Source organism: Metapseudomonas boanensis, from assembly GCF_042232855.1.
Lineage (GTDB): Bacteria > Pseudomonadota > Gammaproteobacteria > Pseudomonadales > Pseudomonadaceae > Metapseudomonas > Metapseudomonas boanensis.
In genome coordinates this window covers 1,212,234-1,234,284 of the sequence record NZ_CP113889.1, presented here as the reverse complement: position 1 = coordinate 1,234,284, position 22,051 = coordinate 1,212,234, and the positions used below count along the sequence as shown (strand labels likewise).

At 62.9% G+C, this 22,051-nt stretch carries 19 protein-coding genes and 2 tRNA genes; 16 read left to right on the top strand and 5 right to left on the bottom strand.

Annotation, left to right across the window (positions count from 1 at the left end):
• Positions 1 to 40: 40 nt before the first annotated feature.
• Positions 41 to 1,564 carry an HDOD domain-containing protein gene (locus OXH74_RS05715; protein WP_375740421.1) on the bottom strand — a complete coding sequence of 508 codons (1,524 nt, stop codon included), beginning with the start codon at positions 1,562 to 1,564 and terminating at the stop codon, positions 41 to 43.
• 119 nt (positions 1,565 to 1,683) lie between these two features.
• On the opposite strand from OXH74_RS05715, the gene motA reads away from it, so the two are divergent.
• Together motA and motB are read left to right on the top strand one after the other, a co-directional pair.
• A complete protein-coding gene (motA, locus tag OXH74_RS05710) occupies positions 1,684 to 2,535 on the top strand; it encodes a flagellar motor stator protein MotA (protein ID WP_215371520.1) in 852 nt (283 codons plus the stop codon).
• A gap of 10 nt (positions 2,536 to 2,545) precedes the next feature.
• Positions 2,546 to 3,586, top strand: a complete 1,041-nt coding sequence (gene motB, locus OXH74_RS05705) for a flagellar motor protein MotB (protein ID WP_375740420.1) — start codon at positions 2,546 to 2,548, stop codon at positions 3,584 to 3,586.
• A gap of 59 nt (positions 3,587 to 3,645) precedes the next feature.
• Here motB and rsgA read toward each other — a convergent pair whose 3' ends face one another.
• The gene (gene rsgA, locus OXH74_RS05700) at positions 3,646 to 4,677 is read right to left on the bottom strand and encodes a small ribosomal subunit biogenesis GTPase RsgA (RefSeq protein WP_215371515.1); all 1,032 of its coding nucleotides are present in this window, start codon (positions 4,675 to 4,677) and stop codon (positions 3,646 to 3,648) included.
• Positions 4,678 to 4,774: 97 nt separating this feature from the next.
• On the opposite strand from rsgA, the gene orn reads away from it, so the two are divergent.
• The gene (gene orn / locus OXH74_RS05695; RefSeq protein WP_215371513.1) at positions 4,775 to 5,317 is read left to right on the top strand and encodes an oligoribonuclease; all 543 of its coding nucleotides are present in this window, start codon (positions 4,775 to 4,777) and stop codon (positions 5,315 to 5,317) included.
• 9 nt (positions 5,318 to 5,326) lie between these two features.
• Here orn and queG read toward each other — a convergent pair whose 3' ends face one another.
• Entirely contained in the window at positions 5,327 to 6,391 is a 1,065-nt protein-coding gene (gene queG / locus OXH74_RS05690) for a tRNA epoxyqueuosine(34) reductase QueG (RefSeq protein WP_375740419.1), read from the bottom strand.
• A 68-nt stretch (positions 6,392 to 6,459) separates the two neighbouring features.
• On the opposite strand from queG, the gene OXH74_RS05685 reads away from it, so the two are divergent.
• The 13 genes from OXH74_RS05685 (at position 6,460) to OXH74_RS05625 (ending at position 21,522) form a co-directional block, all read left to right on the top strand.
• Entirely contained in the window at positions 6,460 to 7,974 is a 1,515-nt protein-coding gene (locus OXH74_RS05685; protein ID WP_375740418.1) for an NAD(P)H-hydrate dehydratase, read from the top strand.
• Positions 7,962 to 8,429 carry a tRNA (adenosine(37)-N6)-threonylcarbamoyltransferase complex ATPase subunit type 1 TsaE gene (gene tsaE / locus OXH74_RS05680; protein ID WP_375740417.1) on the top strand — a complete coding sequence of 156 codons (468 nt, stop codon included), beginning with the start codon at positions 7,962 to 7,964 and terminating at the stop codon, positions 8,427 to 8,429. Before OXH74_RS05685 ends, tsaE begins: the two co-directional genes overlap by 13 nt.
• A gap of 8 nt (positions 8,430 to 8,437) precedes the next feature.
• Positions 8,438 to 9,874, top strand: coding sequence for an N-acetylmuramoyl-L-alanine amidase (locus tag OXH74_RS05675; protein WP_375741569.1), 1,437 nt, complete (start codon positions 8,438 to 8,440; stop codon positions 9,872 to 9,874).
• Entirely contained in the window at positions 9,871 to 11,742 is a 1,872-nt protein-coding gene (gene mutL / locus OXH74_RS05670; protein WP_375740416.1) for a DNA mismatch repair endonuclease MutL, read from the top strand. The genes OXH74_RS05675 and mutL overlap by 4 nt, the downstream gene beginning before the upstream one ends.
• 2 nt (positions 11,743 to 11,744) lie before the next feature.
• Positions 11,745 to 12,719, top strand: a complete 975-nt coding sequence (gene miaA, locus OXH74_RS05665) for a tRNA (adenosine(37)-N6)-dimethylallyltransferase MiaA (protein ID WP_375740415.1) — start codon at positions 11,745 to 11,747, stop codon at positions 12,717 to 12,719.
• A gap of 102 nt (positions 12,720 to 12,821) precedes the next feature.
• Complete coding sequence (hfq, locus tag OXH74_RS05660; protein ID WP_003453015.1) at positions 12,822 to 13,076, top strand: RNA chaperone Hfq; 255 nt, start codon at positions 12,822 to 12,824, stop codon at positions 13,074 to 13,076.
• Positions 13,077 to 13,089: 13 nt separating this feature from the next.
• Positions 13,090 to 14,391 carry a ribosome rescue GTPase HflX gene (gene hflX / locus OXH74_RS05655; RefSeq protein ID WP_375740414.1) on the top strand — a complete coding sequence of 434 codons (1,302 nt, stop codon included), beginning with the start codon at positions 13,090 to 13,092 and terminating at the stop codon, positions 14,389 to 14,391.
• A gap of 96 nt (positions 14,392 to 14,487) precedes the next feature.
• Positions 14,488 to 15,654 (top strand): FtsH protease activity modulator HflK, encoded by a 1,167-nt coding sequence (gene hflK / locus OXH74_RS05650; protein WP_215371495.1) that lies wholly within the window; start codon positions 14,488 to 14,490, stop codon positions 15,652 to 15,654.
• Positions 15,654 to 16,523, top strand: a complete 870-nt coding sequence (hflC, locus tag OXH74_RS05645; RefSeq protein ID WP_215371494.1) for a protease modulator HflC — start codon at positions 15,654 to 15,656, stop codon at positions 16,521 to 16,523. Before hflK ends, hflC begins: the two co-directional genes overlap by 1 nt.
• A gap of 105 nt (positions 16,524 to 16,628) precedes the next feature.
• Complete coding sequence (locus OXH74_RS05640; protein WP_215372455.1) at positions 16,629 to 16,814, top strand: DUF2065 family protein; 186 nt, start codon at positions 16,629 to 16,631, stop codon at positions 16,812 to 16,814.
• Between the two features lie 34 nt (positions 16,815 to 16,848).
• Positions 16,849 to 18,033, top strand: a complete 1,185-nt coding sequence (locus OXH74_RS05635) for an ATP phosphoribosyltransferase regulatory subunit (protein ID WP_375740413.1) — start codon at positions 16,849 to 16,851, stop codon at positions 18,031 to 18,033.
• 103 nt (positions 18,034 to 18,136) lie between these two features.
• Positions 18,137 to 19,432: an adenylosuccinate synthase gene (locus OXH74_RS05630; RefSeq protein ID WP_215371488.1), complete on the top strand. Its 1,296-nt coding sequence runs from the start codon at positions 18,137 to 18,139 to the stop codon at positions 19,430 to 19,432.
• A 155-nt stretch (positions 19,433 to 19,587) separates the two neighbouring features.
• Positions 19,588 to 21,522 carry a methyl-accepting chemotaxis protein gene (locus tag OXH74_RS05625; RefSeq protein ID WP_375740412.1) on the top strand — a complete coding sequence of 645 codons (1,935 nt, stop codon included), beginning with the start codon at positions 19,588 to 19,590 and terminating at the stop codon, positions 21,520 to 21,522.
• Positions 21,523 to 21,642: 120 nt separating this feature from the next.
• On the opposite strand, the gene OXH74_RS05620 is transcribed toward OXH74_RS05625, so the two are convergent.
• Positions 21,643 to 21,729 (bottom strand) — tRNA-Leu (locus OXH74_RS05620).
• A gap of 109 nt (positions 21,730 to 21,838) precedes the next feature.
• Positions 21,839 to 21,925, bottom strand: a tRNA-Leu gene (locus OXH74_RS05615).
• Positions 21,926 to 22,051 lie beyond the last annotated feature (126 nt).

The window sequence follows — 22,051 nt, the reverse complement described above, 5'->3', positions numbered from 1 at the left end:
CCTCCGGATTGGGCAAAAGGAACGGATTGTAGCGGAAAGCCTAGCGGCCGCGATTGGCGAAGTTGCCGAGCGCTCGCTCGATGCACTGCGCGGTCTTGGTGAAGGCGCGTAAGCTGAGATCGGAAAAGGGTGCGCCATTCTGGTCGGCGATCACCAGCATGACCGTGCGACCATTGATCGCGATGGAACGCAGCAGCAGGTGGTGCCCGGGGAATAGCTCCTTGATCTGTCCGGGCAACAGCGGCGAAAACTGGGTGAAGTTGTCCGGTCCCAGGCGCAGCTGGGCAGGCTGGGTCAGCAGGCGGCGCAGGACCTGACTCTGGCTCGGGTCCAGCTGCAGGCGGTTCGCCTCTGCAGGCAGACCGGCCGATTGCTGGGCAAGCAAGCGGTTGTGATTCCGGTCGGCCAGCAGGAGGAGGGCGCGGCGCATGCCACAGCCTTGCAGCGCATCCCGTGCGCAAGCCGCCAACTGAACCACGTTGGTATAGGGGCTGGGTTCGCGCAGCAACTCGGCGCAGTGCTTGCGCCAGTTTTCCATGGCCTGGGACGAAGGCGCCGGCGCTGCCGCTGGCTCGGCTTGCAGGCGTCGGCGGCTCCAGGGCCAGAGAAGGGCCAGTGCCGGATGCCAGAGGTCGTTGCGCGCGTGCTGGTGGGCGCTGGATACGGAGTGTTGGTGGACTTGCTGCTGCAGCTCGGCCAGAGGCAGGTGCAGGAACAATCCCGTCAGGCGCTGCCAGCGCAGGCTGTGTCCGCAGTTCCAGCCATCGTGGGCGGAAAGTGCCAGACCATTGGCGAGCAGGATGGTATTGCTGGGCTGGGTCAGCCAGCGGCGTAGCGTGGGGTCGGCATCAAGCAGTTGTTGCTGATGCAGGGGGTGTTCGTTGTCGCGGGCCACGTGCAGTGCCCTGACCAGCATCCGACGGTCGCTGTTCAGCAGGCGGTAACCCTGGATGATCCATTCGGGAAGTCGCCAATGCTCGGCTACTGCCTGGCACAGGGTAAGCAGTGGAACTCCAAGAAGCTCCAACTCGACCGTGCGGGCCGGCTCGCCCTTGCCCAGTACCCGCTGCTCCCAGGACTCGAACAGTTGCGGCTGGCTGGCCAGCAATGGCCACAGGGGCGAAAGGAAGAGCAGGCTGTTCCAGTGAATCTCCTGCCAGAGCCTTGCCAGGCGCGCCGCGAACAGACCGCTGGCCTGCTGCGCAGCGTGCTGGCCAATCAGTTGGAGTTGGCGCAGGCCTTGTGGAATGTCGCTCTCGTGGACGGCTGGCAGGCGGTTAAGGAGTGTTTCTGCGCGCTTCAGACCCACGCGGGTCAACGCGACTTCCAAGCTTTCCGCCGGGCTTGCCAGCATGTTGCTGGAAGAGTTGGCCTCGCGAAGCAGGCTGAGCGCCAGGGCTGGGCTGTCCTGAGTCAACTCCGCGATCTCGCGCAGTGAGCGACGGCTGTCGCCCAAGGCGCGACGAACCCGCTCATGGCAGGTTGCCGGAACCGGCAGGCGCACGCCATCAAGGTGTTTGATCCAGGACTCGAGGCTACGCGGCATGGGCTTTGTGGTTGACATGAGGGAGGCGCCAATCTGGCTTTTCGCCTGAACAGGCTATAGTCTGGCGCATAATTTCCGATAATTAGAAGGGTTGTTTTTCATAACCCTTGCGACTAACTCTTCAAGCCCCCCTTTCTATGGCAAAAATCATCGGCATCATCGTCGTATTCGCCAGCGTGCTCGGCGGTTACATTCTGTCCCATGGCAAGATCGCCGCATTGATTCAGCCCTTCGAGGTTATGATCATTGGCGGTGCCGCGTTGGGAGCCTTCCTCCAGGCGAACCCCGGCAGTACGACCATGCATGTCTTCAAGAAGTCGTTGAAGATGTTCGGCACGCGCTTCTCCCACGGTTTTTATCTGGAAGTGCTGCGCCTGCTCTATGAGATCCTCAACAAGAGCCGCCGCGAAGGGATGATGGCCATCGAGGCCGATATCGAGGACGCGGCTGCCAGCCCGATCTTCAGCAAGTACCCGTCCGTCCTCAAGGATGAGCGGATGACGGCCTATATCTGCGATTACCTGCGCATCATGTCGTCCGGCAACATGGCGCCCCACGAGCTCGAGGGGCTGTTCGACATGGAGCTGGCAAGCCTCAAGGAAGAGTTGGAACATCCATCGCATGCGGTCAACCGAATCGCCGACGGCCTGCCGGGCTTCGGGATCGTGGCCGCGGTACTGGGTATCGTGGTCACCATGGCCATGTTGGGTGAAGCCGAGCAGGCTGCCCTTGGTCAGCATGTGGGCGCGGCGTTGGTGGGGACCTTCCTCGGCATTCTCGCCGCCTACGGCTTTTTCGGCCCGCTGGCGGTTTCCCTCGAGCATGATGCGCGCGAGGAACTCAATGTCTTCGAGGCTATCAAGGCGTGCCTGGTGGCATCGGCCTCCGGCATGCCGCCGTCTCTGGCCGTGGAGTTCGGGCGTAAGGTGCTGTTCCCGGCGCATCGGCCGAGCTTCAGCGAGCTCGAGCAGGCCGTGCGTGGCAGTTGAAGGCTGAGTCATGGAGAACAACCAGCCAATCATCGTCAAGCGCGTAAAGCGCTATGCCGCTGGTCACCACGGTGGCGCCTGGAAGATTGCCTTTGCTGATTTTGCGACGGCGATGATGGCTTTTTTCCTGGTGCTCTGGCTGATGTCTTCGGCGACGCCCGAACAGAAGAAAGCCATTTCCGGTTACTTCAAGGACCCCATCGGCTTCACGGAAAGCGCCAGCCCCTACGTGATCGACCTGGGCGGCACGCCGACGCCGGCGCCGGACCGCACGCTCAACCCTGAACTGAAGGATGCGCCTGACGCCCAGGAGTCGGCGGTCGATTCGACTGATGCCGAAAAGGTCGATGCCGACCAGGTCGAGACCCTCGCCGAGCAGATCGAGCGTGAGAGACTTGAACTGCTCCTGCAGGAGCTCCAGACCAAGGTCGAGGAGAATCCCGAACTGCAAAAGTTCAAGGATCAGATCCTCTTCGAGATCACCCAGGACGGACTGCGCATCCAGATCATGGATGCGGCCAACCGACCGATGTTCGATCTGGGTAGCGCACGTCTGCAACCGTACTTCGAAGACATCCTGCTGATCCTCGCCGAGACTATCAAGGCTGTGCCCAACAAGATCAGTGTCAGTGGCCACACGGACGCGAAACCGTTCGCGGGCGATGGTGAATTCGGCAACTGGGAGTTGTCGTCGAGCCGCGCCAACGCTGCGCGCCGCGCCCTGATTGCCGGGGGCTACCCGGACGAGCAGGTGGCTCGCGTGGTGGGCTATGCCTCCTCGGCCCTGTTCGATCGCAAGGATCCGTTCAATCCGGTCAATCGCCGGATCGACATCACCGTACTCACCAGGAAGGCTCAGCGCGCCATCGAGGGCGAAGGCGAGGCCGAGCAAGGCAAACAGGCGCCAGGCGCCCCCGAGGTGCAGCCGCCGGCTGCCGAGCCGGCACTGCCGGATACCGGGGCGGCGCCTGCCCAGCCGCGCGAATTGAGGCAGAAGTTGAATATCTTCGAGGATGGTGTTCTGAATATGGACGAGCCCAAGGGGCAGTGATCCAAATCCTCAAAAAAGGCCACGCAATGCGTGGCCTTTTTCATTCAAGCACCGTTGCGTTAATACTCGTCCTGCGGGAGGCTGGCGAGGATGTGCCGATAGCTGGCCATGCGCTGCGCATGGACGCGGCCGTCTTCCAGTGCCTTGAGCAGCGCACAGCCGGGTTCGCGGTCATGCTTGCAGTCGCGGAATCGGCAGGTGCCCAGCAGGTCGTGGAACTCGATGAAGCCGGCTTCCACATCATCGCGGCTGACGTGGCCGAGGCCAAATTCGCGGATGCCAGGGGAGTCGATCAATTCGCCACCGCCAGGGAAGTGGAAGAGGCGCGCGGTGGTGGTGGTGTGGGTGCCCTTGCCGGTGGTTTCCGACAGTGCGCCGACGCGGGTATCCACGCCCGGCAGCAGGCTGTTGACCAAGGATGACTTGCCCACACCGGATTGCCCGACGAACACGCTGATGTGACCGTCCAGAAGCGTCTGGAGCTCCTCCATGCCGCCACCCTGTCGGGCGGAAACTTCCAGCAGCGGATAGCCGAGATGCCGATAGACACCCAGCAGTTCATCGAGCATGGCGCTGTTCTGCTCGTCCACCAGGTCGGCCTTGTTCAGCAGCAGCAGGGGGCGAATGCCGGCGTGCTCGGCTGCCACCAGGTAGCGGTCGATCAGGTTGGCGTGCGGATGAGGGAGCGGGGCGAAGACGATGATGATCTGATCGACGTTAGAGGCCACCGGCTTCAGCAGGCCTCGCATATCCGGGCGGCAGAGCTCGGAGGTGCGCGGCAGCTGGGCGACGATCACCCCGCTACCCTGGTTGCTCGAGCGCCAGACCACACGGTCTCCGGTGACCAGGGTTGGCAGGTTGGCGCGCAGGTGGCAGCGGAAAATCTGGCCAGCCAGTTCGCCTTCCTGTGCCTCCACCTCCACTTGCACGCCGAAGTGCGCAATTACAAGGCCGGTTTGCTCGTGCCCCAGGTCGCCGCCCTCGAGTTCATCGAGCGCACGTGACTCGCGCTTGGCTGCCCGGGCAGCGCGCTCTTCCTGAATCTTTTCGATGCGCCAGCTTTGCCGGCGCGTTAGGTGGCGTTTGGCCATGAGGGATCCGCTTGGAAAAATCGGCGCGAGTTTAGCACGCGCGCCTCTCAGGCGGCCTCTAAGCTAGAATGCGCGTCCTGTCGAGGAGACTGACCTTATGCAAAATGCCCAGAACCTGATCTGGATCGATCTGGAGATGACCGGCCTGAACCCGGACTCGGACGTCATCATCGAGATGGCCACCATCGTCACCGACAGCGAGCTGAACGTACTCGCCGAAGGACCGACTATTGCCGTGCACCAGAGCGACGAGGTGTTGGCCGGCATGGACGAGTGGAACACCCGCCAACATGGCCAGAGCGGCCTGACGCAACGCGTACGCGAGAGCCGCATCAGCGCGGCGGAGGCAGAGGCACAAACCATTGCCTTCCTGGAGCAGTGGGTGCCCAAGGGCAAGTCGCCGATCTGCGGCAACAGCATCTGCCAGGACCGCCGCTTCCTCTATCGGCATATGCCGCAGCTGGAAGCCTACTTCCATTACCGCAACCTGGACGTTTCGACGATCAAGGAGCTGGCCGCGCGCTGGGCGCCCAAGGTGCGCGATGGCGTGAGTAAAAGCGGCAGCCACCTGGCAATGGATGACATCCGCGATTCCATCGCCGAATTGCGCCACTACCGCGAGAATTTCTTCAAGTTCTGAGGTTCAGGACTAGCCCGCTGCGTGGCGGGCTAGCGCCCACTCCACATGTTCGCGAACCAGCGCTGATGGGTCCTCGCGGCGCGCGCGCAGGGCCTCCAGTACGGGAATGGTCGAGGGGGCGTTGCCAAGGCCGACAGCCAGGTTGCGCAACCAGCGCTCATAACCCGCACGACGGAGCGGCGAGCCCTCGGTCCGGCTGAGAAACTCCTGTTCGCTCCAGCGGAACAGTTCGGCGAGCTCGGCATTGTCCAGCCCATGGCGCGGCTGGAAATCACCTTCACCGCTAGGCCGGGCGAAGCGATTCCACGGGCAGACGATCTGGCAGTCGTCGCAACCAAACACACGGTTGCCGATGAGTGGGCGCAGATGCTCGGGAATCGAGCCCTTCAGCTCGATGGTCAAATAGGAGATGCAGCGTCGCGCGTCCAGTTGGTAGGGGCCCGCGAAAGCTGCGGTGGGGCAGATGTCCAGGCAGGCCGAGCAACGGCCGCAATGTTCGCTGGCCTGTGGCGGATCCACGGGCAGCGGCGCGTCGACGAACAGTTCGCCGAGGAAGAAATAGCTGCCCGCCTTGCGGTTGAGTACCAGGGTGTTCTTGCCGATCCAGCCCAGGCCCGCTTGTTCGGCAATGGCCTTTTCCAGGACTGGGGCGCTGTCGACGAAGGCGCGATAACTGAGCGGGCCGATCACCTGCTGGATGCGGTCGGCCAGGTGCTGCAGGCGCTTGCGGATCAGCTTGTGGTAATCGCGCCCCAGCGCATAGCGCGATACGTAAGCCTTTTCGGGCGTCGCCAGGACTCTCGCCATCTGGCTATCGCCCGGGAGGTAATCCATGCGCAGTGAAATCACCCGCAACGTCCCGGGTACCAGCAGCTCCGGATGTGAACGCTTGCTGCCGTGGGCCGCCATGTAGTCCATCTCGCCCTGGTAGCCGGCGTCGAGCCAGCGCTGGAGATGGGTTTCATGTTCGCCGAGGTCGAGCCCGGAGATACCGACCTGCTGGAAGCCCAATTCTCGACCCCAATCCTTGATGGATTGCGCGAGTGCGGCGAGATCTGGCGTTGAAAAGGGCATGCTGGGGCAGGAAACGGCAGCTGAGGTGGATATAATTCTGCCAGACCTCATCCCCATATCCGAAGCACATGACGCTGCCCACTGATGAAATGCCCCTCAGCCTCCACTCCGCCGCACAAGTGCGAGACCTCGATGCTTGCCTGATTGCGGCGGGCACCCCTGGGTTCGAATTGATGCAGCGTGCCGCTCATGCCGCGTGGCGTGCGCTGCGACACCGCTGGCCCGAGGCGGGCTGCATCAGCGTCCTGGCTGGCCGTGGCAACAATGCCGGCGACGGATACCTGGTGGCCGCCCTGGCACAGCGCGCGGGCTGGCGCGTTCGAGTTTTCGCGGTCGGGGCGGCGGATGCGCTTGCTGGGGATGCGCTTGCTGGGGATGCGGCGCTGGCGCGCGACGAAGCGCTTGCCGTCGGGGTCGCTGTCCAGCCATGGACTGAATGCGCGCCGCTTGAGGGTGTGGTGGTGGATGCCCTGCTCGGGACTGGCCTGTCCGGCTCGGTGCGTGAGCCCTATGCCCAGGCGATTCGCCTGCTTAACGCCAGCGGACAGCCGGTGTTGGCGATCGATATTCCGTCCGGCCTCTGCGCGGACAGCGGTCGGGTGCTGGGCGTCGCCGTACGTGCCGACCTGACCGTAACCTTTATCGGGCTGAAACTCGGCTTGTTCACCGCCGATGCGCCGGACCAGGTCGGCGAGCTGGTGTTCGACGATCTTCAGGCTGATCCCGATCTGCTGGCCGCAGCGCCAAGCCAGGCAGTGCGCCTGGCGCTCGGCAATTTGCCGCGGCTGGCGCCCCGTCCACGCACGGCGCACAAGGGGCAGCTTGGCCACCTGCTGGTCGTGGGTGGTGACCTGGGGTTCGGCGGGGCTGCCCTGCTTGCGGCGGAAAGCGCCTTGCGCAGCGGTGCTGGGCTGGTCTCGCTGGCAACTCGCATGGAGCACATTGCCGCATCCCTGGTCAGGCGCCCGGAAGTGATGTGTGTAGGCGTGGCGTCGGCCAACCAGCTGCTGGCGCTTACGGAAAAGGTCGATGTGCTGGTGGTGGGCCCTGGGCTTGGGCAGGGTGCCTGGGGGCGTGCGCTGCTGAGTGTCGCTGCCGACCGCACCGTTCCCCAAGTGTGGGATGCCGATGCGCTCAACTTGCTTGCCGTGGGCCTGGCTCAGCCGCCCAGTGCCGGGGTCATGACTCCCCATCCGGGCGAGGCCGCTCGCCTGTTGGGCATTTCCACGGCCGAAGTGCAGGCTGATCGCCCGAAAGCGGCGCTCGCCCTGGCGCAACGCTTCAACCTGTGCGTCGTGCTCAAAGGCGCTGGCAGCCTGGTTGCGGCGCCCAATGGTCGACTGGCCCTGTGCGATCGTGGGCATCCGGCCATGGCGGGTGCGGGGCTTGGCGATGTGTTGGCCGGGCTGATCGGCGCTTTGTTGGCGCAAGGTATGGATAGTTTCGATGCCGGGTGTCTGGCTGTCTGGCTGCACGCCAGTGCCGGGGAGACGCTCGGCGCCCTGGGGCGGGGAATTGCAGCCAGCGACCTGATCCCGACCATTCGTCAGCTGCTCGAGGAGATTTCGCCGTGCCTGAAGTGATCCTGAATGCCGAAGGCGAAGAAGCCATGCTGGACCTCGGTGGGCGGTTGGCGAAGCTGACCGGCGGCTGTGGCATCCTGTACCTGCATGGTGACCTGGGCGCCGGAAAAACCACGTTGTCACGCGGAATCCTGCGGGGGCTGGGCCACGCTGGGGCCGTCAAGAGTCCGACCTTCACGCTGGTCGAGCCTTATGAAATTGGCGATAAGCGCGCCTTTCATTTCGATCTATATCGCCTTGCCGACCCTGAGGAGTTGGAATTTCTGGGGATTCGCGACTACTTCGAGGGCGATGCGCTATGTCTGATCGAGTGGCCGCAACGGGGTGAGGGCGTTTTGCCAAAGGCCGACCTGGACATTACCATTACCCCGCAAGCGGGCGGCCGTTCGCTGCGTTTGTCGCCACACACCGAGCGCGGCGAAGCCTGGTGTGCCGCCCTGGCCGTTGGAGTATGAAAAACAAAATGGGGTGGGGTATGCGCTCGCGCGCACTGTTTGCCGGGATTGGGGTTCTACTTGCGGCATTGGCCGCTGATGTCCTGGCTGCCGCGGAGGTCCGCGGGGTGCGGCTATGGCGTGCGCCGGACAATACGCGCCTGGTCTTCGACCTTTCCGGTCCGGTGCAGCACAGTGTCTTCACGCTCACTGCGCCCAATCGCATCGTCATCGATCTCAACGGTGCCCAGTTGGCTACCAAGCTGGAGCAGCTGTCGCTCAGCAATACGCCGATCACCAGCGTCCGCTCTGCCCAGCGCAGCCCGACCGACCTACGTGTCGTGATCGATGTCTCCACCGCTGTCACACCCAAGAGTTTCGCCTTGGCGCCCAACCAGCAGTACGGCAACCGTCTGGTGGTCGACTTGTTCGACCAGGAAGCGGCGGCCAATGAGGCCAGCGCGCCGCAGGTGGCGACCGCCCCGGCTGCGCCACAGGCGCCTGTGACCCCGACCCAGCCGGCACCAAGCAAGCTGCCTCCGGTTCCGGGTGGCAAGCGTGACATCATTGTCGCCATCGACGCCGGCCACGGCGGCGAGGATCCGGGTGCGCTCGGTCCCAAAGGTCAGCATGAAAAGAACGTGACCCTGGCCATTGCCAAGGAATTGCAGCGCCAGATCAGCCGCGAGAAAGGCTTCCGCGGCGAGCTGGTGCGTACTGGCGACTATTTCATTCCCCTGCGCAAACGCACCGAGATCGCCCGCAAGAAGGGCGCTGACCTGTTCGTCTCCATTCATGCGGACGCCGCGCCCAGTCGCAGCGCTTTCGGAGCTTCAGTGTTCGCTCTGTCCGATCGGGGGGCGACGTCCGAAACCGCTCGTTGGCTGGCCGACAACGAAAACCGCTCCGACCTGATCGGCGGGGTTGGCAGCGTCAGCCTGGACGACAAGGACCGCATGCTGGCCGGCGTGTTGCTGGACCTGTCGATGACCGCCACCCTGTCCTCCAGCCTGAACGTCGGGCAGAAGGTCCTGAGCAATGTCAGCCGCGTAACCCCGCTGCACAAGCGCCGGGTCGAACAGGCGGGCTTCATGGTGCTGAAATCGCCAGATATCCCATCCATCCTGGTGGAGACCGGCTTCATCTCCAACCACAACGAGTCGCAGAAGCTGGCCAACCCGAGCCACCAGCAGGTACTGGCACGCTCCATCCAGACCGGGATCAAGCAGTTCTTCCAGCAGAACCCGCCGCCCGGCACCTACATTGCCTGGCTGCGTGACCAAGGCAAGATCGCGCCTGGCCCGCGGGAGCATGTGGTGACCTCCGGCGAAAGCCTGGCGTTGATCGCCCAGCGCTATGAGGTCAGCCTCCCCGCGTTGCGCAGTGCCAATTCTCTGAAGGACGACAACATCAAAGTCGGTCAGACCCTGAGCATCCCGGCCGCGACGCTGGCGGCCCAACCATGAGCGGCTTGCCACGTATCCAGCTGCTGACTCCGCGGCTGGCGAACCAGATTGCGGCTGGTGAGGTGGTGGAACGTCCTGCTTCGGTCATCAAGGAGCTGCTGGAAAACAGTCTGGATGCGGGGGCTCGCCGCATCGATGTCGAAGTCGAGCAGGGTGGCATCAAGCTGCTACGGGTGCGCGACGATGGCGGTGGGATCCCGGCCGACGATCTGCCGCTGGCCCTGGCTCGCCACGCCACCAGCAAGATCCGTGATCTCGAGGATTTGGAGCGGGTCATGAGCCTGGGTTTCCGTGGTGAGGCGCTGGCCTCCATCAGCTCGGTCGCGCGCCTGACGATGACCTCGCGCACAGCCGATGCCGAGCAAGCTTGGCAGGTCGAGACCGAGGGGCGCGACATGGAAGCGCGGGTGCAGCCTGCAGCGCATCCGGTGGGCACCTCGGTCGAGGTCCGCGATCTTTTCTTCAACACCCCGGCACGCCGCAAGTTCCTGCGCGCCGAGAAGACCGAATTCGATCACCTGCAGGAAGTTATCAAGCGCCTGGCTCTGGCTCGCTTCGATGTCGCTTTCCACTTGCGGCATAACAGCAAGACCATCTTCGCCCTGCATGAGGCGCCGGACGATATTTCCAAGGCGCGGCGGGTGGCCACGGTCTGCGGCTCGGCTTTCCTGGAGCAGGCGCTGCCCATCGAGATCGAGCGCAACGGGCTGCATCTGTGGGGGTGGGTTGGCTTGCCGACTTTCTCGCGCAGCCAAGCGGATCTGCAATATTTCTATGTCAATGGCCGCATGGTGCGCGACAAACTGGTCGCCCACGCGGTCCGTCAGGCCTATCGCGACGTTCTCTACAATGGCCGGCATCCCACGTTCGTCCTGTTCTTCGAAGTCGACCCTGCGGCTGTGGACGTGAACGTGCACCCGACCAAGCACGAAGTGCGCTTCCGTGACAGCCGGATGGTCCACGACTTCCTTTATGGCACCTTGCATCGCGCCCTCGGCGAAGTGCGACCTGAGGATCAATTGGCATCCCCGGCCGGTACCGAAAGCGTGGTACGGCCAACCGGACAAGCTGCCGGTGAGTTCGGCCCTCAGGCGGAAATGAGCCTCGCAGCCAACGTGTTGGAGCGTCCGGCCGCTGAATCGAACTGGCACCTGTCGGGGGGCTATCAGTCTCCACGCCCGGCTGCGCCGTTGCCAGCAGCTGAAGCCAAGGGCGCTTACCGCGAGTTTTTTGCCCCTCTGACGCCGGCAGCGTCGGTCAGCCTGCCCGAGACCCAGGGTGATATTCCGCCGCTGGGCTATGCGTTGGCGCAGTTGAAAGGTATCTACATCTTGTCCGAGAACGCCCAGGGGCTGGTGCTGGTGGACATGCACGCGGCCCATGAGCGCATCACTTACGAGCGTCTGAAACTGGCTATGGCCTGTGAGGGGCTCAAGGGGCAGCCGTTGCTGGTGCCCGCGTCGCTCGCGGTCAGTCAGCGCGAAGCAGATTGTGCGGAAGAGCATGCTGAATGGTTTCGCCGCCTGGGCTTCGAGCTGCAGCGTCTGGGGCCGGAGACCCTGGCAATCCGCCAGATTCCCGCCCTTTTGAAGCAGGCCGAGGCCTCGCAGTTGGTGCGTGACGTGCTGGCCGACTTGCTTGAATACGGCACCAGCGATCGCATCCAGGCGCATCTCAACGAACTCCTCGGCACCATGGCCTGCCATGGTGCAGTCCGGGCCAATCGCCGGCTCAGCCTGCCGGAGATGAATGCCCTGCTGCGCGACATGGAAAACACCGAGCGCAGCGGCCAGTGCAATCATGGGCGGCCGACCTGGACCCAGCTGGGCATGGACGACCTGGACAAACTCTTCCTGCGTGGTCGCTGAGCATGGCTGAACGCCTGCCGCCAGCAATCTTCCTCATGGGGCCGACCGCCGCCGGCAAGACTGACCTGGCCTTGGCCCTGGCGCGCACGCTGCCTTGCGAGCTGATCAGCGTCGACTCGGCACTGATCTACCGCGGCATGGACATCGGTACGGCGAAGCCAGATAAGGCCACGCTTGCCGAGTTCCCTCATCGTCTGATCGATATCCGCGATCCGGCGCAAAGTTACTCTGCCGCGGAGTTTCGCACCGACGCCCTGGCCGCGATGGCCGAGGCTACGGCGAAAGGGCGGATACCGCTGCTGGTCGGCGGCACCATGCTGTATTACAAGGCGTTGCTCGAAGGTTTGGCGGACATGCCGGGCGCCGACTCGGCCGTGCGTGCCGAACTGGAGGCGCGGGCCGCGCGTGAAGGCTGGGATGTCTTGCACCGAGAGTTGGCCCGCGTGGATCCGGAGTCCGCAGCACGAATCCATCCGAATGACCCGCAGCGGCTTACTCGGGCATTGGAGGTCTACCTCGTCAGCGGTCTCACCATGACCGCCCACAGGCTGCGCCAGGCTGCGCAAAATCCTGTCTCCGGCGCGCCTGGTGGTGGGCAATTCCCGTATACTGTTGCGCATCTGGCGATTGCTCCAGCCCAGCGGCAGGTGTTGCACGAGAGAATTGCACAACGTTTCCAGTTGATGTTGGAACAGGGCTTCGTCGAAGAGGTCGAAGCGCTGCGCGGTCGAAGTGACCTGCACGCAGGGCTGCCGTCTATAAGGGCAGTCGGTTATCGCCAAGTCTGGGAATACCTGGATGGCACGTTGAACCGGTCAGAGATGGAGGAGCGTGGAGTCATTGCCACGCGCCAACTCGCCAAGCGGCAATTCACCTGGTTGCGCAGTTGGGCTGACCTGCACTGGCTGGATAGCCTTGATTGCGACAATCTGCCGCGCGCCTTGAAATACCTGAAGTCGGTCTCCATATTGAACTGAGACCTTGCTGGTTACCGTCTATCCTTGGGGGTAGGGCGGATACCATTCAATTTTCTTGTCATTTGAAAACTAAAACGATTAATCCAGAAAGGAGAGCGGCACATGTCAAAAGGGCATTCGCTACAAGACCCTTACCTCAATACCCTGCGTAAGGAACGCGTTCCGGTTTCCATTTACCTGGTCAACGGCATCAAGCTGCAGGGCCAGATCGAATCTTTCGACCAGTTCGTGATTTTGCTGAAGAACACTGTCAGCCAGATGGTCTACAAGCATGCCATCTCCACCGTGGTGCCTAGCCGCCCGGTACGTCTGCCCAGCGCTTCCGAGCAAGAGCAGCCAGAGCCAGGCAACGCCTAAATAGGAGATTGCATTGTTTTTCGAACGCCCGGGCGGAGGAGAGCGGGCCATCCTGGTTCACTTGGATGGCCAAGACCCAGAGGCGCGCGAAGATCCGCAGGAATTCCTCGAGCTTGCACGTTCGGCGGGTGCCGATACGGTTTCTTTTGTCTCCGTGTCTCGCCACCAGCCGACGGCCAAGTTCCTCATCGGTAGCGGTAAGGTCGATGAGCTGCATGACCTGGTCAAGGCCGAAGAGGCCGAGCTGGTCATCTTCAACCACACCCTCACACCCAGCCAGGAGCGCAATCTCGAGCGCGCCTTCGAATGCCGGGTGCTTGACCGTACCGGTCTGATTCTCGACATCTTCGCCCAGCGCGCGCGTACTCATGAAGGCAAGTTGCAGGTCGAGTTGGCCCAGCTTGAGCACATGAGCACGCGCCTAGTGCGCGGTTGGACTCACCTTGAACGCCAGAAGGGCGGTATTGGCCTGCGTGGCCCGGGTGAAACCCAGCTGGAAACCGACCGTCGTTTGCTGCGGGTACGCATTCGTCAGATCAAGCAGCGTCTCGAGAAGGTTCGCAGCCAGCGCGAGCAGGCGCGTCGCGGGCGAAAGCGCGCGGATATCCCTGCGGTCTCCCTGGTTGGCTACACGAACGCAGGCAAGTCCACGCTGTTCAATGCCCTGACCACATCCGAGGTCTATGCAGCTGACCAGTTGTTCGCCACGCTCGACCCTACCTTGCGCCGTCTGCAATTGGGCGATGTGGGGCCAATCGTCCTAGCGGACACCGTGGGTTTCATTCGCCACCTCCCGCACAAGCTTGTGGAAGCCTTCCGGGCTACCCTTGAAGAGTCCAGCAATGCCGACCTGCTGCTGCACGTGATCGACGCTCATGAGCCCGAGCGCATGGCGCAGATCGAACAGGTATTGGCCGTGCTGGGGGAGATCGGCGCCGAGGGGCTGCCGATGCTGGAGGTCTATAACAAGGTTGACCTTCTCGAGAATGTCGAGCCGCATATCCAGCGGAATGAGGAAGGAAAACCCGAGCGAGTCTGGTTGTCGGCGCGTGAAGGGCGTGGCTTGGAACTGCTGAAGCAGGCGGTGGCCGAGTTGCTGGGCGAAGACATGTTTGTCGGGACTCTGCGCTTGCCCCAGCGTTTAGGTCGTTTGCGGGCTCAGTTCTTCGCCCTGGGCGCGGTGCAGACAGAAGCGCACGATGAGGCAGGTGACGTCCTTTTGGCCGTGCGCCTGCCGCGCGTAGAGTTGAATCGACTGGTCAGCCGAGAGGGTTGGCAGCCGAACGAGTTCCTTGAGCAACACACTTTGCAATAAAGCCTGTATGAGTGGTTTTGCTGCGGGCCGCAGGCTTGGGTAGCATGGGCGGGCGCGCCGTGGGCGCGTCTTTGCTTTATCAGTATGGAGAGCGCTATGGCTTGGAACGAGCCGGGTGGCAACTCGAACAATCAGGACCCTTGGGGTGGTCGCCGTGGTGGTGATCGCAAAGGGCCGCCGGACCTGGACGAGGCCTTTCGTAAGCTGCAGGACAGCCTGAACGGGTTGTTCGGCAGCGGCAAGAAACGGAGCGGCGATGATCGCGGCGGACGGTCGGGTGGCTTCGGCCTGCTCGGCATCGGCCTCGCGTTGCTCGCGGTGGTCTGGCTGTATAGCGCCGTCTATGTCGTGGATGAGCAGGAGCAAGCCGTGGTGCTGCGCTTCGGCAAGTACTACGAAACGGTCGGTCCGGGCCTGAACTTCTACTTTCCGCCCATCGATCGCAGGTTCCAGGAGAACGTGACTCGTGAGCGTGCCTACAGCAAGCAGGGCCAGATGCTCACCGAGGACGAGAACATCGTCGAGGTTCCGCTGACCGTCCAATACAAGATCAGCAACCTGCAGGACTTCGTACTGAACGTCGATCAGCCTGAGGTCAGCCTGCAGCATGCCACCGAAAGCGCGCTGCGCCACGTGGTGGGCTCCACAGAGATGGATCAGGTGCTGACCGAAGGACGTGAACTGATGGCGAGCGAAATCAAGGAGCGCCTGCAGCGCTTCCTCGATACCTACCGCACCGGCATCACCGTCACCCAGGTCAACGTGCAGAGTGCGGCGGCTCCGCGTGAAGTCCAGGAAGCCTTCGATGACGTGATTCGCGCCCGTGAAGATGAGCAGCGTGCCAAGAACCAGGCTGAGGCGTACGCCAATGGCGTGGTGCCTGAGGCACGGGGCCAGGCGCAGCGCATCATCGAAGACGCCAACGGTTATCGCGATGAGGTGATCGCTCGTGCCGAGGGTGAGGCAGATCGCTTCAGCAAGCTTCTTGCCGAGTATCGCAAGGCGCCTGAAGTGACTCGTCAGCGCCTGTATCTCGAGACCATGCAGGAAGTCTTCAGCAATACCAACAAGGTCCTGGTGACCGGCAAGGAAGGGCAAAGCAACCTGCTCTATCTACCGCTGGACAAGATGATCGACAGCCGTGGCGCCGGTTCCGGCCCAGCGGCGCCGGCGGCATCGACTTCCGCGAGCGGCAGTGATCTGGGCTCGCGTGTCAGCTCTGATATGCAGCAGCGCAATCTGCGTTCGAGGGAGAGTCGCTGATGACCAATAAATCGCTGTTCACCTTGATCGCGGGAGTCATCGTGGCCTTGGTGGTGTGGAGCAGTCTCTATATCGTGTCGCAGACCGAGAAGGCTGTCCTTCTCCAATTCGGCCGTATCGTCGAGGCGGACGTCCAGCCTGGCCTTCATCTCAAGATTCCGTACGTCAACCAGGTGCGCAAGTTCGACGCCCGCCTGCTGACCCTGGACGCGCCGACCCAGCGCTTCCTGACTCTGGAGAAGAAGGCCGTGATGGTCGATGCCTACGCCAAGTGGCGTGTGGCTGATGCCGAGCGCTTCTATACCGCGACTTCGGGTATCAAGCAGATCGCCGACGAGCGTCTGTCCCGGCGTTTGGAGGCTGGCCTGCGTGACCAATTCGGCAAGCGTACCCTGCACGAAGTCGTGTCAGGCGAGCGCGATGCGCTGATGGCAGACATCACGACTGCCCTCAATCGCATGGCCAGCAAGGAGTTGGGGATCGAGGTGGTGGATGTGCGGGTCAAGGCCATCGATCTGCCCAAGGAAGTGAACCGTAGCGTCTTTGAGCGGATGAGCACTGAGCGTGAGCGGGAGGCCCGCGAGCATCGCGCCAAGGGCGCTGAGCTGGCCGAAGGTATTCGTGCCGACGCCGATCGTCAGCGCCGCGTGCTGCTGGCCGAGGCGTATCGCGAGGCAGAGGAAACTCGCGGTGATGGCGATGCCAAGGCCGCGGCTATCTATGCCAAGGCCTACAGCCAGGATCAGGAGTTCTACGCTTTCCACCGCAGCCTCCAGGCTTACCGTGGGAGCTTCGGGAACAAGAGTGACGTGATGGTGCTGGATCCAAGTAGCGAGTTCTTCCGTTACCTTGACAAGACAGCGCGCTGACCTGTCGCCCGGCGGACGCTGATCGTCCGCCGGGGTGACCGGCCGAGAAAACGTGTTATCATGGGTCAGCCGGGAAATCCCGGCTTTTTTGCGTCCGCGGGAATCATGTGGCAGGAATTGGGCATTGCGTTTTGTCTGATGCTGGTGCTGGAAGGCGTCCTGCCGTTCCTCTATCCGCGCCGTTGGCGCGCCGCGGTACTCGGGTTGGCGGATTTGACGGATCGCCATCTCCGCCTGATGGGTCTGTCCAGCATGTTGCTGGGGACAGGCCTCCTTTATCTGCTTCACTGAAGGCTTGCCGCCCGGATAAGAGGGGAGTGGCGAAATGGCAACGGTAGATCGCTGGCTGCTGCCAGATGGTATCGAAGAGGTACTGCCGCCCGAAGCGGCGCGCATCGAGGCAGCCCGCCGCCAGGTGCTGGACCTGTTCCAGCGTTGGGGCTATGACTTCGTGGTCACCCCGCATATCGAATATCTCGAGTCCCTGTTGACCGGTGCCGGCCAGGACCTCGACCTGCGTACCTTCAAGGTAACCGACCCGCAGTCGGGCCACCTGATGGGTTTCCGCGCTGACATTACCCCGCAAGTGGCGCGAATCGACGCCCACACTCTGCGCAGGGAGGGTCCGAATCGGCTGTGCTATGCCGGTAGCGTCCTGCATGCCAAGCCGCGCGCATTGTCCACCTCGCGAAGCCCGATCCAGCTTGGCGCTGAACTCTACGGCGATGCCAGTCCGGCAAGTGACGTGGAAGTGATCAGTCTGATGTTGGAAATGCTTGAACTGGCAGCCGTGCCTGACGTGCACATGGATCTTGGCCATGTTGGCATTTATCGCGGCCTGGCCAAGGCGGCCGGGTTGTCCGGCGAAGTCGAGCGTAGCCTGTTCGACGCCTTGCAGCGCAAGGCGATCGATGAGGTTGACGAGCTGACTGAAGGGCTCCCGGCTGATCTGGCGTCTATGCTGCGTGCCCTGGCTGAGCTGTGCGGTGGCCGTGAGGTTCTCGACTTGGCGCAAGGCGTGCTGATGGATGCTCCGACCGAGGTGCATCGTGCTCTGGACGAGCTGATCGCAATCGCTGATGCGCTGGAATTGCGCTATCCGGAGTTGCCGCTCTACTTCGATCTTGGTGAGTTGCGTGGTTACCACTACCACACGGGGGTGGTGTTTGCCGCCTTTGTGCCGGGTGTCGGACAGTCAATCGCCCAGGGCGGTCGCTATGACGATATCGGCGCCGATTTCGGTCGTGCTCGTCCGGCTACTGGCTTCTCTACCGACCTGAAGACGCTGGTGACCCTCGGCAGTATGGCGCAGGCGCAAGAGCTGCCGGGCGTCTGGGCCCCGGACAGCCACGATCTTTACCTCTGGCGAGAGGTAAAGCGCCTGCGTGCCGAAGGTGTGCGCGTGGTTCAGTCCCTGCCGGGGCAAGGGCTGGCCGATGCTCAGGAAGTGGGTTGTGATCGCCAGCTGAGCCTGCAGGGCGGGCGCTGGCAGGTAGTACCGCTTTCCTAGGAAGGTAAATTCACGACCGGTCGAGGCGGCCGGTCAGTAACGGGTTTCCGAGTTTTCCGCCGGCTGCTGCCGGCATCGAGCTTCCGCGAAGAGGACAAGTGTTATGGGTAAGAATGTCGTGGTCCTGGGCACCCAGTGGGGTGATGAGGGTAAAGGCAAGATCGTCGATCTGCTGACCGACCAGGCTGCCGCTGTCGTGCGTTACCAGGGCGGCCACAACGCCGGTCACACCCTGGTGATCGACGGTGAAAAGACGGTGCTGCACCTGATCCCGTCCGGCATCCTGCGCGAGAACGTCGAGTGCCTGATCGGCAACGGCGTCGTTGTCGCGCCCGATGCGCTGCTGCGTGAAATCACCAAGCTGGAAGAGAAAGGTGTGCCAGTGCGTGAGCGCCTGCGCATCAGTCCGGCTTGCACCCTGATCCTGCCGTACCACGTAGCGCTGGACCAGGCCCGTGAAAAGGCCCGTGGTGACGCCAAGATCGGCACCACCGGTCGCGGGATCGGCCCGGCGTACGAGGACAAGGTGGCCCGCCGCGGGCTGCGCATCGGCGACCTGTTCCATCGCGAGCGTTTCGCCGCCAAGCTGGGTGAGCTGCTGGATTACCACAACTTCGTCCTGCAGAACTATTACAAGGAGCCGGCGGTCGACTTCCAGAAGACTCTGGACGAAGCTCTGGCCTACGCAGAACTGCTCAAGCCGATGATGATCGACGTGGCTGCGCGCCTGCATCAGCTGCGCAAGCAGGGCGCCTACATCATGTTCGAAGGTGCCCAGGGCTCGCTGCTGGACATCGATCACGGCACCTATCCCTACGTCACCAGCTCCAACACCACCGCTGGCGGCACCGCCACCGGCTCCGGCTTCGGACCGCTGTACCTGGACTACATCCTCGGTATCACCAAGGCCTACACCACTCGCGTAGGTTCCGGTCCGTTCCCGACCGAGCTGTTCGACGAAACTGGCGCCTACCTGGCCAAGCGCGGTCATGAATTCGGCTCCACGACCGGACGCGCCCGTCGTTGTGGCTGGTTCGATGCGGTGATCCTGCGTCGCGCCATCGAAATCAACAGCATCTCCGGTCTCTGCCTGACCAAGCTGGATGTTCTGGATGGGCTGGAAACCATCCGTATCTGCACCGGCTACAAGGACCAGAACGGCGAAGTGCTGATCGATGCGCCGACCGATGCCGACAGCTACATCGGCCTCCAGCCGGTCTACGAAGATCTGCCGGGCTGGAGCGATTCCACCGTTGGTGCGAAGAGCCTTGAAGAACTCCCGGTTAATGCCCGCGCTTACATCAAGCGTGTGGAGGAGCTGGTTGGTGCGCCGATCGACATCATCTCCACCGGCCCGGATCGAAACGAGACCATCGTGCTGCGTCATCCCTACGCCTGAGTCGCCAGACTCTCCCGAAGGGCCGCCTAGTGCGGCCCTTCGTCGTTCTGGCAATGCGGATAATCGTGCTACTGGTCGGCACGCACTTTGCGGGGACTCAATAAATCCCGGTTGTCGCCGTTACAGCGGTAACGGTTGTTGAGGAGTCCATCGTCGTGCCAGCCATCTTGTCGCTGCTGCAAAGTCGTTTGTTGCGTCCTGCCTTCATCGCTCTGGGGCTTGCCCTGCTGGTGCAAGTGTTGGTGGCCGTTGTTCTGACCCGAAGCACCGTCAGTGCCCTGGTGGATGAGCTCGCGGTGCGCCTGGGGGGTGATACCCAGCGCCTGGCGGCCGAGCTGGAGCAGGCGGGGCAGGAGGTCTCCGGTAGCTTGGGAGCGCTTTCGACCAGGACCCGCGAGCGTCTTTCCGCTGCGCTCAGCCAGCGCTTGCAGCAGGAGCAGGGGCAGCTGCGGCAGACGCTGGAGCAGAACCTCAAGGAGTCGGCCAATGACCTGGCGCAGTTGCTCGCTGCTGTGGCCCCGCGTGCCATGTGGGACAGCGATGTGCCGACGCTGTCCGAGTTCGCCCGCCGCGCCCAGCGCAATCCCAATGTTCTTTTCGTCGTTTACGACGGTGCGGATGGCCAGCACCTGACCCGTTATCTCAACCGAGAGAACCCGCAGATCAAGACGCTGTTGGCCAAGGGGGAGGGGCAGCGTGCCCTGGATAAGGTGCTCCATGCGGCAGCCAGCGACCCGTCGGTCTATCTGGTCGAGGCTACGATCAGTCCCAACGGCGTTGAGATTGGTAAGGTTCGGCTGGGGGTCTCCACGGCGTCTGTCGAGCAGCAGCTCAATGCGCTGGACAAGCGTTTCGATGCCTTGATTGCGAGCGGCGGCGAGCTGGTTGGGGACAGTCTGACAGGTGCTGCTACGGAAAGCAGTGCAGCCTTGACTGCACGGTTGCAGTCGGCGCGTGAGGCGGCCGGCAACATGAGTGCCGGTACCCGTGATGCGGTGGAGTCGGCGGCGGATCAGCTCCGTTGGCGCGTCGGCTTAGGCTTGGCGCTGGTCGGGTTGGGCGCGCTGCTGGTGCTGGCAGTGGTGTTGGGGTGGCGAGTGGTCAGCCGGCTGCGCCTGTTGATCGTTGCTCTGGACGACCTGGCGGCGGGTGAGGGTGATCTTACTCGCCGCGTGAAGCTGGACAGTCGTGATGAGCTCGGCGAGATGGCCAGTGCGGTGAACCGCTTCGTCGACAAGCTGCAGCCGATCGTTCGGGAGGCCGGCGATGTCGCGCGGCAGACCGGGGTCGAGATCAAGGCGTTGTCCGAGCGCAGCCTGGCGGCTGAGTCGGCGGCGCAGCGTCAGCGCAGTGAGGTGGAGGGCAGCCTGCATGTCCTGGCTGGCATGGTTGCCGAGGCGCAGTCGGAAAGCCAGGCGATGCAAAGCGCCTTGCGCCAGGTCGGCGAGATTCGCCAGGCGGCCCAGGACAACGCGGCGATCGCTCGCAAGGTCGGTGGACTGATCGAGGCCTTGGAAGAGCGTGTCCAGAACGGAGCCGAAGTCATTCAGCGTTTGGCGCAGCAGAGCGAGCAGATCGAGATGGTGCTGTCTGTCATCCACGGCATCGCTGAGCAGACCAATCTGTTGGCGCTCAATGCTGCCATCGAGGCGGCGCGGGCTGGGGAAAGCGGGCGAGGCTTTGCGGTGGTGGCCGATGAAGTCAGGGCCCTGGCGAGCAAGACCCAGCAATCCACGGGAGATATCCAGACACATATCGTGGCCCTGCAGACCGGTGCCCGCGAAGCGGTGGCAGCCATCTCCCAGGCGCGGGAGCGTGCGGTCCAGGGGCTGGAGGCATTGCGCGACAGTGAGCGCCTGCAGCTGGGTGTGCAGCAAGCGGTGGAGCAGGTGCACGGTGCGGTGCAGGCCGCGGCGCGAGCGGCAGAGCATCAGGCCGAAGGTGCTGGCGGAGTGCGTGGCCGGGTTGATGTCATTCATGCCGAGGCCAGTCTGGCGGCGGAGGCGGTGGCGGCGACCGCCAGCAGTGGGCGCGTACTTGCCGGGCTGGCGGACCAGCTCAAGGCCAGCTTGGGCCAGTTCAAAGCGTAGGAAACCGTCCTGGGCCTGCCATGTGTCGAGCGGGGGTTGGCCGCCCCGCAGGCATCAAAGGCCGATTTCAGGCGTGCGGAAAGCACAAAGCCGAGCATGGCTCGGCTTTGTGTTGAAGAGTGGTGCCCAGGAGAAGACTCGAACTTCCACGGTGTTGCCACCGCTAGGACCTGAACCTAGTGCGTCTACCAATTCCGCCACCTGGGCACATTGCGATGATCGCTCATCGACTTTTATGGACTTCATCGATTCACTCGATACGGATCCACACAATCCGTTTGGTACGAAGTCGAGCCGTTGGCTCAACTTCTTAAAATGGTGCCCAGGAGAAGACTCGAACTTCCACGGTGTTGCCACCGCTAGGACCTGAACCTAGTGCGTCTACCAATTCCGCCACCTGGGCACTGGATGTTGATGATTACTCACCAATTTCCGTGTTACAACGTCTCACCGACGCTGTGGGCGCGAACTATACGAGCCGAGTTTTGTGTTGTAAACCCCTGACCACGAAAAAAATTATTCTTCAGGC